At 70.0% G+C, this 16,052-nt stretch carries 14 protein-coding genes; 6 read left to right on the top strand and 8 right to left on the bottom strand.

Annotated features, from left to right (window positions below):
• The first annotated feature begins 364 nt into the window (after positions 1 to 364).
• The 5 genes from AB0N89_RS35385 (at position 365) to AB0N89_RS35365 (ending at position 6,056) form a co-directional block, all read left to right on the top strand.
• On the top strand, positions 365 to 1,453 hold the full coding sequence (locus AB0N89_RS35385; RefSeq protein ID WP_364214148.1) for a hypothetical protein: 1,089 nt from the start codon (positions 365 to 367) through the stop codon (positions 1,451 to 1,453).
• A complete protein-coding gene (locus AB0N89_RS35380) occupies positions 1,453 to 2,607 on the top strand; it encodes a toxic anion resistance protein (protein WP_364214145.1) in 1,155 nt (384 codons plus the stop codon). Before AB0N89_RS35385 ends, AB0N89_RS35380 begins: the two co-directional genes overlap by 1 nt.
• On the top strand, positions 2,604 to 4,229 hold the full coding sequence (locus AB0N89_RS35375; RefSeq protein WP_364214142.1) for a VWA domain-containing protein: 1,626 nt from the start codon (positions 2,604 to 2,606) through the stop codon (positions 4,227 to 4,229). Before AB0N89_RS35380 ends, AB0N89_RS35375 begins: the two co-directional genes overlap by 4 nt.
• Complete coding sequence (locus AB0N89_RS35370; RefSeq protein ID WP_364214139.1) at positions 4,226 to 4,819, top strand: hypothetical protein; 594 nt, start codon at positions 4,226 to 4,228, stop codon at positions 4,817 to 4,819. The genes AB0N89_RS35375 and AB0N89_RS35370 overlap by 4 nt, the downstream gene beginning before the upstream one ends.
• Before the next feature lie 136 nt (positions 4,820 to 4,955).
• Positions 4,956 to 6,056 carry a peptidase inhibitor family I36 protein gene (locus tag AB0N89_RS35365; protein WP_364214136.1) on the top strand — a complete coding sequence of 367 codons (1,101 nt, stop codon included), beginning with the start codon at positions 4,956 to 4,958 and terminating at the stop codon, positions 6,054 to 6,056.
• An 86-nt stretch (positions 6,057 to 6,142) separates the two neighbouring features.
• Here AB0N89_RS35365 and AB0N89_RS35360 read toward each other — a convergent pair whose 3' ends face one another.
• From AB0N89_RS35360 to AB0N89_RS35325, 8 genes are all read right to left on the bottom strand, one after another.
• Entirely contained in the window at positions 6,143 to 6,541 is a 399-nt protein-coding gene (locus AB0N89_RS35360; RefSeq protein WP_364214133.1) for a hypothetical protein, read from the bottom strand.
• A 140-nt stretch (positions 6,542 to 6,681) separates the two neighbouring features.
• Positions 6,682 to 8,214, bottom strand: a complete 1,533-nt coding sequence (locus AB0N89_RS35355) for a bifunctional uroporphyrinogen-III C-methyltransferase/uroporphyrinogen-III synthase (protein WP_005151748.1) — start codon at positions 8,212 to 8,214, stop codon at positions 6,682 to 6,684.
• A gap of 60 nt (positions 8,215 to 8,274) precedes the next feature.
• Positions 8,275 to 9,222 (bottom strand): hydroxymethylbilane synthase, encoded by a 948-nt coding sequence (gene hemC, locus AB0N89_RS35350; RefSeq protein ID WP_364214129.1) that lies wholly within the window; start codon positions 9,220 to 9,222, stop codon positions 8,275 to 8,277.
• 7 nt (positions 9,223 to 9,229) lie between these two features.
• Positions 9,230 to 10,534, bottom strand: a complete 1,305-nt coding sequence (locus AB0N89_RS35345; RefSeq protein WP_364214126.1) for a glutamyl-tRNA reductase — start codon at positions 10,532 to 10,534, stop codon at positions 9,230 to 9,232.
• A gap of 2 nt (positions 10,535 to 10,536) precedes the next feature.
• Positions 10,537 to 11,298 carry a redox-sensing transcriptional repressor Rex gene (locus tag AB0N89_RS35340; RefSeq protein ID WP_364214151.1) on the bottom strand — a complete coding sequence of 254 codons (762 nt, stop codon included), beginning with the start codon at positions 11,296 to 11,298 and terminating at the stop codon, positions 10,537 to 10,539.
• A 421-nt stretch (positions 11,299 to 11,719) separates the two neighbouring features.
• Positions 11,720 to 13,255 carry a molybdopterin-dependent oxidoreductase gene (locus AB0N89_RS35335; protein WP_364214123.1) on the bottom strand — a complete coding sequence of 512 codons (1,536 nt, stop codon included), beginning with the start codon at positions 13,253 to 13,255 and terminating at the stop codon, positions 11,720 to 11,722.
• Between the two features lie 58 nt (positions 13,256 to 13,313).
• Positions 13,314 to 13,550 carry a glutaredoxin family protein gene (locus AB0N89_RS35330; protein WP_364214120.1) on the bottom strand — a complete coding sequence of 79 codons (237 nt, stop codon included), beginning with the start codon at positions 13,548 to 13,550 and terminating at the stop codon, positions 13,314 to 13,316.
• Between the two features lie 10 nt (positions 13,551 to 13,560).
• Positions 13,561 to 15,045, bottom strand: coding sequence for an AMP-binding protein (locus AB0N89_RS35325; RefSeq protein WP_364214118.1), 1,485 nt, complete (start codon positions 15,043 to 15,045; stop codon positions 13,561 to 13,563).
• Between the two features lie 294 nt (positions 15,046 to 15,339).
• Between AB0N89_RS35325 and AB0N89_RS35320 the strand changes: the two genes are divergently transcribed.
• Positions 15,340 to 16,038, top strand: coding sequence for a sigma-70 family RNA polymerase sigma factor (locus tag AB0N89_RS35320; protein WP_364214115.1), 699 nt, complete (start codon positions 15,340 to 15,342; stop codon positions 16,036 to 16,038).
• Positions 16,039 to 16,052: the final 14 nt, after the last annotated feature.

The following is a 16,052-nucleotide window of genomic DNA, read 5'->3' as shown; positions in this document are numbered from 1 at the left end:
CGCGGGTCTTGCGGTGGTCGTGGGTGACGGAGGCCCGGAGGTGTCGCGAGAGCCACTTTCGGGGCATAGGGTGTCCCGAAAGTGGCTTTCGCGACACCCGAGGCCGACGCACGGGCGAGCGACACAACACGCCACATTGGCCTTGCCCCCCAATAACCCGAATCGCCACTCACGACCACCTGCACCGACGCCTCACCGGCACGCTTTCTGCCCGCCAGCGTCTGATTTCCCTTCCACCCCAACGTTTCGCCAGAAACTGACGACGTCTTCCGTTCATCGATCGTTCACTTCGAAATGGCTCGCCCGCGCGTCAAAAGAGTCGAACGGGCTGAAAGATCAAGCCTGTGAACGAGGGGGTGGGCCGGTGAAACGCCGTCTGTCGATCGGCCTGGCCGTGGTGCTGCTGCTGGCCGTGGTCGCCGTGATCGTCTGGGGCCGGGGCGGTGACGAGAACACCGCGCAGGGTCAGGATCCGACCACGGTGCGCGGGGTCATCGGTTCGGAGAAGCTGGCGTTCTTCTCCGACAAGCGGGTGGTGGACGCGTTCGCCAAGCACGGCCTGAAGGTCGAAGTGGACACCGCGGGCTCACGGCAGATCGCGAGCATGGACCTCGGCGCGTACGAGTTCGCGTTCCCGTCCTCTTCGCCCGCCGCGCAGCGGATCCAGCGCGACCACAGGGTGACCGGCGTGCACACGCCGTTCCAGTCGCCGATGGCGATCGCGACCTTCGAGCCGATCGTGAACCTGTTGAGCGCCAACGGGATCGTGCGCAAGGGCGCCGGGGACTACCAGGTGCTCGACGTCGCGAAGTACCTCGAACTGGCGCAGAAGAGCACGCGCTGGGACCAGCTGCCCGGCAACACCGCCTTCCCGGCCCGCAAGAACGTGCTGGTCACGACCACGGATCCGCGTGAGTCGAACTCGGCGGCGATGTACCTGTCGATCGTTTCCTTCGTCGCCAACGGGAACAACGTGGTCAGCACGCCCGAGGCCGAGGCGAAGGTGCTGCCCGGGGTGTCGAAGCTGTTCATCGACCAGGGGTACACGCAGAACAGCACCGAAGGCCCGTTCGAGGACTACCTCGCCGCGGGCATGGGCAAGACGCCGATGGCGCTGATCTACGAGTCGCAGTTCGTCGACAGGCTGGTCCGCGCCGACGGCTCGATCCGGCCGGACATGCGGCTGCTCTACACGGCGCCGACGGTGTACTCGAAGCACACGCTCGTCCCGTTGAAACCGAACGGCGACCAGGTGGGCAGGCTGCTGGCGACCGACCCGGAGCTGGGGAAACTCGCCGCCACGTTCGGCTTCCGCACCGGGGACCCGCGGTTGTTCGCCGACGTCGTCGCCGCGGCGAAGGCGCCGGTGCCCGCCGATCTGGTGGACGCCGTCGAGCCGCCGTCGTACGAAACGCTGGAGCGCCTGCTCGACGCCGTGAAGAAGCAGTACTGATGGACGATTTCACGCTCACTCCACCGGATCCGGTGGAGGCGATCCCGGCCGAGCGGGCGGCCGGCCTGGTCACCCTCGGCCCGGAGGTCCACGCCGAGGTCGCGCGGAGGGCGGAGAAGTTCGCCGAGCGGCTCGAAGCGCTCGACGTCCGATCGCCGGAGTTCACCCGGGTGCTGGACGAACTGCTCGCGGTCGGCGAGTCGGACATGCGCGCGGCGGCGACCGTCGCGGGCGCGCTGCTGGACCGGTCGACCCGGGCGTTGGCGGAAATCGGGTCACCTCAGCAGCAAGCGACGGTGAGCCTGGCCGGGCTGCGGCGGACCGTGGCGGCGATCGATCCGGCGAAACTGCCGATCACCGGCCGCAAGCTGATGGGCGTGATCCCGCTCGCGGGCAGCGCGAAGAAGGCGCTGGACCGCTACCGCGCGGCCAACGAGCCGGTGAACGCGCTGGTCTTGGAGCTGCGGGCCCGGCAGGACGTCCTGCGCCGGGACAACGCCGCGCTCAAGGGGGAGCGGGAACGGTTGTGGGGGACGCTCGGGAAGCTGTCCGAAGCGGCCGCGTTCGCCGAGGCCGTCGACACGGCGGTCGACCGGCAGGCCGGGATCTTCGACTTCACCGATCCCGCGCGGGCCAAGGCCTTGCGGGCCGACGCGCTGCACCCGATCCGGCAGCGGCATCAGGACCTGCTGACCCAGCTCGCGGTGAGCGCTCAGGGCTATCTCGCGCTGGATCTGGTGCGGCGCAACAACGACGAGCTGATCCGCGGGATCGAGCGGGCGGTGTCGACCACGGTCGCGGCGCTGCGGGTCGCGCTGCTGGTGAGCGGCGCGCTCGCCGGGCAGCGTGACGTGCTCGACGAGGTCCGGGCCGTGCAGGCCACCACCGACGGGCTGATCAGGGCGAACGCCGAGATCCTGGAGCTGCGCGGCGCGGAGATCCAGCGCGCGGGCAGCGATCCGGCGGTGGCGGTGGCGACGATCCGCGAGTCGTTCGACCGGATCTACCGCAGCATCGACGCGATCGACGAGTACAAGGCGGGGGCCGTCTCGACGATGGCGGCGACCGTGGAGGCGTTGTCCGGGGAGATCCGGCGGGCCGAAGACCATCTGCGCCGGTCTCACGAGACGGCGACGGCCGAGGGGGCATCGTGAAACGCTGGATGACGGTCGCGCTGGCGGCGATTTGCGCGCTGTCACTGGTTTCCTGCGATTCGAGCCAGGGCGGGACGCACGGCGTGGGGGAGGCCGAGCCGGGGACCCTGCGCGTGCTCGCGGGCAGTGAGCTGGCGGACCTGCAGCCGTTGCTGGAACAGGAGGCGGCCGCGACCGGGGTCAAGGTCAAGTTCCAGTTCACCGGGACGCTGGAAGGCACCGAGTCGCTCGCGAACGGGAAGGTGGACGGCCAGTACGACGCCGTCTGGTTCTCGTCGAACCGGTACCCCGCCGCGGTTCCGGAGGCGGCGAAGCGGCTGGGCGAGCAGGTGAAGATCATGAGCTCGCCGGTGGTGCTCGGCCTGTCCGCGTCGGCGGCGCAACGGCTCGGCTGGACCGGGCGGCCGGTGGGCTGGGGCGAAATCGCCGAGCAGGCAGGGAAGAAGGCCTTCACCTACGGCATGACCGATCCGTCGGCGTCGAACTCCGGTTTCTCGGCCCTCGTCGGGGTCGCGTCGGCGCTCGCGGGCGCGGGCAACGCCGTCGACGCGCGGCAGATCGCTTCCGTCACCCCGAAACTGACCGAGTTCTTCAGCGCGCAGGCGATGTCGGCGGGGTCGTCCGGCTGGCTTTCCGACGCCTACCAGCGGCGGGCGAGCGGGCAGGATCCCGGCAAGAAGGTCGACGGCCTGATCAACTACGAGTCCGTCCTGCTGTCGATGAACGCGAGCGGGAAACTCCCCGAGCCGCTGACGCTGGTGTACCCCTCCGACGGCGTCGTCACCGCCGACTATCCGCTGACGTTGTTGCAGGGAGCGAATTCCGACGCGCGGGACGCGCACCGCAAGCTGGCCGAGCGGCTGCGCACACCGGATACGCAACGCAAGATCATGGAGACCACGCAACGCCGCCCTGTCGTTCCTGGAGTCCGATTAGGACAGCAGTTCGCGCAGAAGGATCTCGTGGAGCTGCCGTTCCCCGCGACGCAGCAGGCCGTCGACGCGTTGCTGGGCGCCTACTTCGACAAGATCCGGCGTCCGTCGAGGACGCTGTACGTGCTCGACACCTCCGGTTCCATGTCGGGTGACCGGATCGAATCGCTGCGCACCGCGCTGATCGGGCTGACCGGCGCCGACGGGTCACTGACCGGCCGGTACCGCCGCTTCCGCAGCCGCGAAGAGGTCACGATGCTGCCGTTCGACACCGTGCCCGGTAGCCCGGAGACCTTCGCGGTCCCGGAAGGCGACCCGAAGCCCGTGCTGGACAAGATCAAGACCTTCGCCGAAGGCCTCGACGCGAACGGCGGAACGGCTATCTACGACAGCCTCCAGCGCGCGTACGACATCATGGGCCCGCTGGTCGCGCGCGATCCGGACCGGTTCACGTCGATCGTCCTGATGACCGACGGGGCGAACGCGAACGGCTCCAAGTTCGCGGACTTCCAGCGGAAGTTCCCGTCGCTCCCGGAGGCGATGCGGCAGATCCCGGTGTTCACGGTGATCTTCGGCGAGGGTGATTCCGCCGAGCTCGGCGAGGTCGCGAAACGCACCGGCGGCAACGTGTTCGACGCGCGAAGCGACGTGCTGCCCAAGGTGTTCCAGGAAATCCGCGGCTACCAATGATCCGGTACCTCGGCTCCACGAAGAACCTCGCCGGCTGCGTCGGCGGGCTGATCGGGCTCGCGCTGTACCTGACCGGCGTCGTCGGCGGACTGTGGCCGCTGGTGGTCGCCGGGCTGTACGCGGTGTTCGCCCTGCTCGCGCCGCCGGAGCGGGTCCGGCTGGTGCCGGTGGACGTCGTCGCCGAGGCCGGGCAGCTGCGCGCGGACCTCGGCTCGCTGGTGGGCAAGGTGACCGCGCAGGCGCAGCGGATGCCGGAGTCCTCTGTGGACGGTGTCCGGCGGGTCGCCGAAGTTCTCGACGACCTGTTGTCGCGTCCGGAACGGCTGTCGGCCAACCCCGACGTCCAGCACGAGGTCGTCCGGCTGGCGCGGACCGATCTGCCGCTGTCCGTGCAGACCTACCTCAACCTGCCGTGGTGGTTCGCCGCCAAACGGCGGGCGAGCGGCGAGCCGAGCGCGGCCGAGGAACTCCTCGCGCAATTGGAGCTGCTGGAGACCGAGGCGCATCGCATCGCGGAGCGGTTCTTCGCGGGCGACGTCCATCAACAGGCCGATCACACGCGGTACCTGCGTGAGCGAGGCGAAGCCTGAGACCGTCCCGATCACCGGTCAGCGGAAGAACAGTCTGCCGGTCGTTCTGCATGGGCAAGCCGACTTCCCCGTGGTGGACTGCGTGACACCCGGCCCGGTCGTGGTCGGTGTTCCGTCTCTCCCAGGGAGTTCAGACGTGCGTAGACACAGACTCGGGGCGGCCGTTCTGGCCGCTGTCATGGTGTGCCTCGCGGGCGGTGTCCCGGCGAACGCCGAGCAGCGTGAGGAGCACTGCGTCGCCGACACGGCGACCGGGGCGTTCAAGTGCTTCGACAGCGTCGGCGAGTCCCTCGCCGCGGCGTCGGCAGGCGAGGTCGGCGCCTCCGCCACCGTCATCAGCGTGCTGTACGAATACGCGAACTTCGGCGGCGCGAGCGTCGCCGTCACCGGGTCGCCGTGCGTCGAGGGAACCGACCAGACCATCGGCTTCCTCGGCGCCTGGAACGACAAGATCTCCTCGTTCCAGACCTTCCAGAACTGCTACATCACGATGTACGCGGACGCCGAGTACCAGGGCGAGAGCCAGGAGTGGTACGCCAACGACAGCGGCAACTACGGGTCGAACATGAACGACCGCGGCAGCTCGGTGAGGTATTCGCGCGGACCCTCCCGCGCCGAACTGCTCAAGGACTGCGGCCGTGCCACCAAGACCTGCAACGCCCACGTCGACCAGCGCGGTCAGGACTTCTACGGCAGCTGGGGCCGCGTCGACACGGTCTACAACTGCAGCGCCAACAAGATCACCCAGGTGATCGGCAAACGCGACACCCGCAGCGGCAAGAACACGGTGTCGAACGAGATCAGCGTGAGCGCGGGCTTCGCATTCCTCGTCGACTGGTCGGTCGCGTACAAACGCACGTGGGGCCAGGAATGGGGCTGGGAGACCAGCGAAAGCGTCGAGACCCGGATCGAGGTGAACCCGGGCTACTGGGCGGGCCTGGACCGCTCACCGGTCATGCGGGTGGCCAGCGGGTCGTACGACATGTGGTACGACAAGCGCCGATGGGGGCACAACCAGTGGTACGTCTGGAACTTCAGTGGTGAAGGCCCGGCGCCCGGCGTCGTGGGCCAGACCAGGACGGTCGGCAAGAAGATGACGTCGGACGAGAAGAAGAAGGTGTGCGGGAAGTCGGCCGGCCTCGTGCGGTCCTCTTCCGCCGCGGCACAGACGGAAAGCGCCGCTGCCGCGCCTGCCGCTCCTGCGGCGCGCGTCGCCGTGGGACGCCTCCACAGCTGATCGCCCAGGCATGAGGCAAGTCCGTGAAGGCCTCCTTGAGGGACCCAGGGTCCCTCAAGGAGGCCTTCACGGACTCGGGTGAGGGGTTACAGCGGCACCGTCACCGTGTTGCACCCGGGCGTGGGGCCGACGGCGCAGGCGCTCACGATCAGTTCGGTGAAGGCGTCCGGCGCCGTGATCACCTGCCGCTTCGACTCGTTGTCGGCGTCGACCAGCTGCGCCAGGGACTGCGGCCCGCTCAGGACGAACCGCGCGGAGAGGGACGACGTCGTCGAACTGTCGGTGACGGTGGCGATGATCCGGGTCAGGCCTCCGGTCCGCTCGACGGTGCCTCGCACGCTCTGCACGGCGCATCCGAGCGGGCTGCAGACCTGGAACGGCGTGGGCAACGGCGCCGCGGCGGCGGTCCCCGCGAGACCGGCGAAACCGAGGGCGAAAACGCCGGCGGCGGTACCGATCCTGGCGGCATGGGCCAGAGATTTCATGATCACTCCCCAGTGAGTTTTCCGGTGGCCTCTCGACGCTAGCGTTCGCCTCCGCCCGCTCGCCAAGGTTTCACCAGCGAATGAAACGCCCCCTCATCCCGCGGGAAATGCGGGGTGAGGGGGCGTTCCCGGCCTTCGAATCAGGAGCGGCGGGCTCGCTTCGCCTTGCGCGGCGGCGGAAGCGCACCTTCGGCGCGGAGCCGCGCGGCGTGCTCGGCCAGCGCGTCGACGAGGTGCGGGACGTCGGCCTTCTCGGGCTGGACGTCGACCCGCAGCCCGAACTCCACGGCGGTTTCCGCGGTCTTCGGGCCGATGCACGCGACCAGCGTGCGGGTGTGCGGCTTGCCGGCGATGCCGACGAGGTTCCGCACGGTCGAGGACGAGGTGAAGCAGACCGCGTCGAAACCGCCGGTCTTGATCATCTCGCGGGTCTCGGCCGGCGGCGGCGCGGCCCGCACGGTGCGGTACGCCGTCACGTCGTCGATCTCCCAGCCGCGTTCGCGCAGGCCGGCCGACAGGGTCTCGGTGGCGATGTCCGCCCGCGGCAGCAGCACGCGGTCGACCGGGTCGAGGACGTCGTCGTACGGCGGGAACTCGGCGAGGAGACCCTCCGAGGACTGCTCGCCCTCCGGGATCAGCTCGGGGATGATGCCGAACGAGCGCACCTTCGCGGCGGTCGATTCGCCGACGCAGGCGATCTTCACGCCGGAGAAGGCGCGGGCGTCGAGGCCGAACTCCTCGAACTTCTCCCACACCGCGCGGACGGCGTTGGTCGAGGTGAAGACGATCCACTGGTAGCGGCCGTCGACGAGGCCCTTGACCGAACGCTCCATCTGGGCGGGGCTGCGCGGCGGCTCGACCGAGATGGTCGGGACCTCGTGCGAGGTGGCGCCGTGGCCGCGAAGCCGCTCCGCCATCTCACCGGCCTGCTCCTTGGTGCGCGGCACCAGGACCTTCCAGCCGTACAGCGCGCGCGACTCCCACCAGGACAGCTTCGAGCGCTGGCCGACGGCCTGGCCGATGGTCACGATGAGCGGGCCGACGAGCTCGCCCGCCTCGTTCGCGACGGTGGCCAGCGTGGTGTCCAGGGTGCGCTGGGTGTTGATGGTGCCGTTCGAGGTCACCGCGACCGGGGTGGTCGGCGCCAGTCCGTGCTCGGTCAGCGCGGACGCGGCCTCGGCCAGGTGCGCCGACGTCGCGTGCAGCACGATCGGGCCCGGGGTGGCGGCCAGCGCGGCCCATTCGACGTCACCGCGGACGTCGACCTCGGTGTGCGTGCCGCCGAGCGCGACACCGGCGTACGCCGGGACGGCGGCGCCGGGCGAAACGCCCGGGATGATGTCGAATACGGCGCTGGTCCGGGAAACGGCCTGCACCTCGGCGACGACGGCGGGCTGGGTCAGCGGGTCGCCGGCGATCAGCCGCAGCACCAGCCGTCCGGCCTTGGCCTCGTTCACCAGGTCCTTGGCGACCTCGGTGGCCTCGCCGACGGCGGGGCGCACTTCGGCGCCCTCGGCGGCGAACGCCAGGACGCCCGAAGGGACGTCCGGGTCGGTCACCACGACCTCGGCCTTGGCGAGCAGCTCCTGAGCGCGGACGGTCAGCAGACCGGCGTCACCGGGGCCCGAGCCCACGAAGGCGACACGCCCGGTGGTCTTACGCGCGGGGGTCATCTGTGCGTTCTCCTCTTGAGCGGCCGCAGTCGAGCGCGGCCCTACCTTCAACGTTCTGACTCACTGGGTGGGGCCGGACAGCGCGCCCGCCCCCAGGTCGAGCAGCTCGGCGGCCAGTGTCCGGCCGAGCTGTTCAGCATCGCGGAAGTCGGCGAGCGCGGAAGCGCGCACCATGTCGACCGCGTCCCCGTCCCCTTCGACGGCGGCGGTGCCCCGCAACGAGATCCGCTCGACGACCCGCCCTTCGGCGTCCAGGTCCTCGACGATCTCCGCCAGCGCTCCGACGGGTGCGCTGCACCCGGCTTCCAGCGCCGCGAGCAACGCCCGCTCGGCGGTCGCCACGGCACGGGTGCCTTCATCGTCCACTGTGGACCCGAGCAGGTGCTCGATGTCCACGTCACCGGTCCGGCACTCCACCGCCAGCGCACCCTGCGCGGGCGCGGGCAGCATCTGGATCGGGTCGAGGGTCTCGGTGATCTCCTCCGCCCGGCCGATCCTGGCCAGTCCGGCACGCGCCAGGACGACGGCGTCGAGCTCTCCGTCGCTCACCTTGCGCATGCGGGTGTCGATATTGCCTCGGATCGGCACGATTTCCAAACCGAGACCGAGCGCGCGCAGTTGCGCGGTGCGCCGCGGCGAGCCGGTGCCGACGGTCGAACCGGGCGGGAGCTCGCCGAGGGTCAGCCCGTCACGGGCGATCAGCGCGTCACGCGGGTCCTCGCGGCGCGGCACGGCGGCGAGCGTGATGCCCGGCTCCGGCGTCGTCGGCAGGTCCTTGTACGAGTGGACGATGACGTCGACTTCCTCGCGCAGCAACGCTTCGCGCAACGCGGAGGTGAAGACGCCGACGCCGATCGTCGGGATCGGCGCGGACGATTTGTCGCCGGGGGTCGTCACGGTGACGAGCTCGACCTCGGCTCCGGTGGCCCGCAGGGCGTCGGCGATGGTGCCGGTCTGCGCGAGGGCGAGTTTGCTGCCGCGCGTCCCGATGCGGATGACTCTGCTCACTTGATGATCACTCGTCTTTCGGCGTTGTGGGACTCGCCACCGCGGCGGGCGCCTGCGGGTCGAGGCAGAACAGCTCGCGCAACGCGTTGGCGTAATCGGTGTCGGCCGTCTCGGCGGCCAGCTGCTTGACCCGCACCGTCGGCGCGTGCAGCAGCTTGTCGACCACGCGGCGGACCGTGCGGCCGACCTCCTCGCGGACCCCGGCTTCGAGGTCCGGCAGGCGGTTGTCCAGGCGCAGCAGTTCGGCGTCGACCACCTCGGCCGCCCGGCGCCGCAGCGCCGTCACCGTCGGGGTGACCTCGGCGCTGCGCTGACCGGCGAGGTACTCGCGCACCTCGTCGAGCACGATGCCGGTGGCCTTCGCGGTCTGGCGCTCGGTGGTCGGGGTGCCCGCTTCCCGCATGCGGCGCTGGATGGTCTCGAGGTCGACGACGGTGACGTCGGCCAGCTCGGCGACGTCGTGGTCGACGTCGCGCGGGAGGCCGAGGTCGCAGACGACCAGCGGTCGCCCGGCGCGGGCCGGGACGTGTTCGGCGGTGAACACCGCGGCCTGCGCGCCGGTGCAGCAGACGACGACGTCCGCCTCGGCGACGGCGGCCGCGATCCCGCTCATCCGGACGGCCTTCGCGGGTACGCCCTGCTCGGCGCTCGCGGCGGCGAGGCGGGCGGCCTTGGCCTCGGTGCGGTTGGCGATCGTGATCTCGCCGATCCCGGATTTGCGCAGGTGGGACGCGGTGAGCGCGCCCATCGAACCGGCGCCGACGATCAGCGCGTGCTTGCCGGCGATGTCACCGGCCGCGGCCAGCGCCTCGGAGACGACCGACGCGCCGAGCTGGTCCAGCCCGGTCTCGGAGTGGACGCGCTTGCCGACGCGCAGCGTGGTCTGGATCAGCTCGTGCAGCGTGCGGCCGACGGTGCCCGCCTCGCGCGCGGTGGCGTAGGAGGACCGGATCTGGCCGAGGATCTGCGTCTCGCCGACGACCATCGAGTCCAGGCCCGACGTGACCGAGAACAGGTGCTCGATCGCGGCGCCCGCGTAGTGCACGTACAGCGAGTCGTAGAGGTCCGCGGGCTCCATCCCGGCCTGGCGGGCGAGCACGTCGGAGACGTCGTTGAGGCCACCGTGGAAGGTCTCGACGACGGCGTAGACCTCGATGCGGTTGCAGGTCGAGACGAGGATCGCCTCGCTGACGTGCTCGGCCTGCTGCAACTGGTGCAACACCTTGGTCACGTCGGTCGCGGGGACCGCGACGCGTTCCAGGGTGTTGAGCTCGGCACTGCGGTGCGAGAGCCCGACCGCCAACACGCTCATTTTCAGCGCACCACCATTCCGTTGCCGTGGCCGTTCACGCTGCCATTGTCGGCGCCCCCAGGGCCACCGTCTCCTCCGCCGTTGCCGTTGGCGGCCAGATCCGCGCGGCGAGCGACGTGGAACGACAGGATCTGCAGTTCGACCGCGAGGTCGACCTTGCGCACCTCGATATGTGCCGGAACCTGCAGCACCACCGGGGCGAAATTCAAGATGCACTGCACGCCACCTGCGACGAGCCGGTCGCAGACCGACTGCGCGGCGGTGGGCGGAGTGGCGATGACGCCGATGGAGATCTGCCGTTCGGCGCAGACTTTGGGGATCTCGTCGAGATGCGAGACCGGGAGACCGCCGACCGGGACGCCGACCAGATCCGGGTCGAGGTCGAACAGCGCCTCGACCGGGAAGCCGCGGCCGGGGAACCCGCCGTAGTTGGCCAGCGCGTGCCCGAGGTTGCCGATGCCGACCACGGCGACCTTGTGCTTGCGGGTCAGGCCGAGGATCCGCTCGATCTGGCTGACCAGGACCTGGACGTCGTAGCCGACGCCGCGGGTGCCGTAGGAGCCCAGGTAGGACAGGTCCTTGCGCAGTTTCGCGGAGTTGACGCCCGCGGCCTGCGAGAGTTCCTCGCTGGAGATCGTCGTCGCGCCCTGCTCGGCCAGTCCGGAGAGGACGCGGAGGTAGACGGCGAGGCGGGCGACGGCGGCCTCGGGGATGGACTTCGCGCGGACCGCTTCTCCTTCGGGAGCGGTCTCGACGGCGGGCATCTCCGCGGTGGGCGCGTTGTCGGCGTCCGGCGTCACCCGGGTGCGCCGGCCTCGTTGCGACACCACGCTTGTCCGCTCCTCTGGTCCTGCTGACGACATGATTCGCCTGAACCAGGAAAATCGGCTCTTGACCCGCGGCGCTGAGTCCGGTTCGATGCCGGGCGCTCCGGTGGCGACGTATCTACGGTAGCCACTTGTGAACGCAGGCACAAAGTCACAGGTAGAGGGGATGACGCACCCCACAGTGCCCAGGCGCGTGGGTCGTGAGTGGCGATTCGCGGAGCCAACCGAGTCTCAGGCACCTGCGGTCGCACGGTCTCGCGTGATCAGACGGACGACACGCGTGTCGTCCGTCTGATCACGCGTGTCGTCCACTCAGTCACGCGAAAGCCCTGGCTCACGACAGTGAGCGAAGCCTGCATCAACGCGCGTTGACCGACACCGTGTGCCAGCCGGTGGCGCCGTCAGGGACTGTTCCGGCGCGTTCCTGGGTCTGCGTGTAGCCCGACTGATCCGTGGCCCGGACGGCGATCTCGTGCTGACCAGGGGCGACGTCGACCTCGGTCCACCACATCCGCCAGGTGTCCTTCGACGTCTCGGCCGACAGGACGGTCTCCTGCCATTTCCCCTGGTCGACGCGGACTTCGACCTTCGCGACCCCGGTGTGCTGCGCCCACGCGGTCCCGGACACGACCACCTTGCCCGCGGTCACGGCCGAACCGGGCGCGTCGATCCGCGACTGCGTCTTCACCGGCCCCTCGCGGCCCCAGCCGCGGTCGAGCCAGTACGCCTGACGCTCGGCCCAGGTGGTGATCTCCAGTTCGGTGACCCATTTCGTGGCGGACACGTAGCCGTACAGCCCGGGGATCACGATCCGCGCCGGGAAGCCGTGCTCGATCGGGAGCGGTTCGCCGTCCATGCCGATCGCGAGCATCGCGCCGCGTCGCGGGTCCAGGGCCGCTTCGACCGGGGTGCCGCAGGTCCAGCCGTCGACGCTGGTCGCGAACATCTGCTGGGCGCCGGGTTTGACGCCCGCTTCGAGCAGCAGGTCGCGCAGGTCGACGCCGATCCAGCGCGCGTTGGAGATGTACGGGCCGCCGACCTCGTTGGACACGCAGCACAGGGTGACGTCGCGTTCGATCAGCGGCCGCGAACGGATGTCGTCATACCGATAGGTGACCTCGCGGTCGACCATCCCGCGGATCTGGAGACTCCAGTCCTCGGTGCGGACCTGCGGAACCACCAGGGCCGTGTCGATCCGATAGAAATCCTTCGATGGAGTGAGATACGGCGGGGTGCCGAACTTCACGAAGTCCGCGTCGGGCGGGATCGGCGGCGCGGTCCTGGCCGGGACGAGCCTGCCGACGGCGGCACGCGACTCCTCGGCGTTCTTCCTGGTCCCGGCGATCTGTCCGACCAGCGCGGCGACACCGGCCCCTGCCACGACGGAGACGCCGGTGACCAGCACTTTCCGCCGGGGCGGGCCCTCGCCTTCGCGGTCGTCGAAGTACACCTTCGGCCGGAAGAACAGATGCAGCCGGGTGAAGACGACGAGTCCGGCGACCGTCGCGGCCACCGGCGCCAGCAGCGAGACCTGTCCGAGGTCGGTGCGCACGTAGACGGCGGCGACGCCCGCCGCGCCCAGGACGCCGACGAGCACCTGCCCCGGCAGCGGCTTGCCGCGCGAGAGCTGCCCGGCGAGCAGCGCGAACAGCACCAGCACCACGGCCAGGCCGATCTTGAGGACGACCTTGTCCCAGGTCCCCAGCGTCTGCTCGGCCCAGGCGACGACCGCGTGCGGGCTGTGGTCGATGACGAAGTTCGCGACGGCGACGAACGGCGAGGCCGTGTACCCGACGAAACCCGCGACGAGATGGCCGACGCCGAGAGCGGCCGCCAGTGTCAGGAGCCCGGTCAGTGCGGCTTGCGGAAAGGTGAGCCTGCGTTCGTCGTCCACGACTCCATCTTCGCCAGCGATAGCGCTTCGGGTCGGCCGATCGCCCCTTACGAGTGTGTTACGCCAGTGCTTTCCGGAGCCTGTCCTCTTCGACGCGCCAGTAGCCGTGCTCGGCGTCGTCGACGAGGATCACCGGCACGCGGTCGCCGTATTCGGCCCGCCATTCGGGGTCGCTGTCGACGTCCCGCGCCGACCAGGCGACGCCCAGCTCGCCGCAGATCCGCTCGATGTCCTGTTCCGCGACCTCGCACAGGTGGCAACCCGTGCGGGTCATGACGGTCACGTGGTGCGCCATGCGTCAATCCTTACCTGAGGCGTAAGCGCCGGAGCTTCCCGGTGGCCGAATGCGGCAGCGACTCCGCGAACTCGACGGTGTGCGGCACCTTGTACCCGGCCAGGTGCTCCGCGCAGTGCTCGACGACCTGCTGTTCCGAAAGCGACGCGCCGGGCGCGGGGACGACGACGGCCTTCACCGCCTCGCCGGTCCGCTCGTCGACGACACCGACGACACCCGCCTCGAAGACCTCGTCCAGCATCGAGATCACGTTCTCGACCTCGTGCGGGAAGACGTTGAAGCCGTTGACGATGATCAGGTCGTTGGCGCGGTCCACCAGGTGCAGGTCGCCGTCGGTGTCGAGGTAGCCGACGTCGCCGGTGCGGAACCAGCCGTCTTCGTCGGGGCCGTGCGAGCCGTCGGGCCAGTAGCCGGAGAACAGGTTCGCGCCGCGGATCGACACCAGCCCGGTGCCGCCGTCCTCGTCGAAGGCGTCGCCGAGGTCGTCCGGGTCCAGCGGGACGGGCTCCGCGTCGCCGTCGCTGTCGACCAGCCGGAGCTCGACGCCGGGCAGCGGCCGCCCGACCGAACCGGGCTTCGGGTAGCCGGTGACCAGGGTCGTGGTGACCACGGGCGCGCATTCGGTGAGGCCGTAGCCCTCGTAGACGTCCAGCCCGGTGGCGCCGCGCAGCGCGGTGAGGATCTTGGGATGCAGCGGGGCCGCGCCCGAGGTCATCCGCCGGACGGTGGAAAGGCCCTGGCCGAGCTCGTCGGCGTCCATCGCGGCGAACTCGGCGTACATCGCGGGCACGCCGGCGATCGAAGTCACCCGGTACTCGGCGCAATCCGCCAGGGTCCGCTCGGCGAGGAACCGTTCGGACAGGATCGCCGTCGCCCCGACCGAGGTGGTCTGCAGCAGGCCCGGCCCCAGGCCGTAGACGTGGAACAACGGGATGGTGATGAGCACGCGGTCGCCATGCACGAGCGGCGTCGGGACGATCCGGCTCAGCTGGTCGAGGTTCGCCAGCAGCGCCCGGTGCGACAGCATCACGCCGCGCGGCGGGCCGGTCGTGCCGGAGGTGTACGAGATGACCGCTATGTCCTCACCGGCGCCGGCCGCGTCGACCGGTTCGGCTGCTCCATCCGAAGTAACGGGCGGTGAGAGGCTTGTCACTCCATCGGGGAGTTCCTCGGTCGTTTCGCGTTCGAGGACGAGCCGCGCGCCGCTGTGCTCCAGCAGGCCGGTCAGCTCCGCCACGGGAGCCTGCGGCGAGATCGGGACGACCACCGCGCCCGCCCGGAGCGCCCCGAACAGCGAGACGGCGAAGGCGGCCGACGTCGGAAGCCGCAGCGCCACCCTGTCGCCGCGGTCGATTCCCGCGTCGAGCAGGGCCCTGGCCAGCGCGTGGGCGGCCTGGTCGAGGTCCGCCCAGGTCAGCTCGACCCCGCCGCCGGTCTCCTGGACGGCCACCTTGCCGGGCCACTGGCGGGCGGCCTCGGCGAGCAAGGTGGGCACGCTTGGATCGGCAACCTGCTCCGCGCTCAACTGCGAACCTCTTCCCTGGAGTGAAACGGCGTTGCCAGTTTGTCATCTCGGCCACCGTCATGGGTGTCACTCGCTTTCGTCGCAGTTCCGTAACCCCGGCACCGCTACCTACTTCGCGGTAACTACACGTATGCTGCTGGGCGTCGTCGAGTGGTGTTGATCACTCGATGGTGAGAAAGGGAGTCCGGACGTGCAGATCTTGCAGGCCCACGCGGCGGTGGGACATGCGGGCCGGTTCTCCCTGTCCGGAACGGGAGGTGGACCGTGACTCTTCCCGCACCGAACCCCGTCTCCATGCTGGCGGGCCACATCCTCCGGCGGAGCGGTTTCCCCGCCGCTCCGGCGTCCCGGCCCAAGGTCGAAGAGAGTGACGCGGCCGCCGAAGCCGCCAAGGCCGAGGCGTGGGAGCTGGTCAGCGCCGCGCAGGGCGGCGACACGTCCGCTTTCGGCCGGCTCTACGACCGCTACGTCGACGTCGTCTACCGCTACGTCCTGTTCCGCCTCGGCGATCGGGACCTGGCCGAGGACGTCACCAGCGAGACGTTCCTCCGCGCGCTGCGCCGCATCACTTCGGTGAGCTACCAGGGACGCGACGTCGGCGCGTGGTTCGTCACCATCGCGCGCAACATCATCCTCGACCACGTGAAGTCGAGCCGGTTTCGCCTCGAAGTCGTCACCGACGAGGTCGCCGAGCCGAACGGGGCGCCGATCGGGAACGTCGGCGTGCAGGCCGTCGCCGGGCCCGAGCAGCAGGCCATCAGCCGCGCCACCCGCGCCGAACTGCTGCGGTGCGTCGCCGAACTCGGCGAAGACCAGCGCGAGTGCATCGTGCTGCGGTTCATGCAGGGACTCTCGGTCGCCGAGACCGCGGCGATCATGAAGCGCAACGAAGGCGCCATCAAGGCCCTTCAGCACCGCGCGGTACGCCGTTTGGCACAACTTCTGCCGACCGGATTGCGCTAACGTCCCATATTTAC

The sequence above is a fragment of the Amycolatopsis sp. NPDC089917 genome (assembly GCF_040684635.1).
Taxonomy (GTDB): domain Bacteria; phylum Actinomycetota; class Actinomycetes; order Mycobacteriales; family Pseudonocardiaceae; genus Amycolatopsis.
Note: the sequence above shows the minus strand (reverse complement) of the source record. Positions and strands in the feature narration are given on the sequence as shown.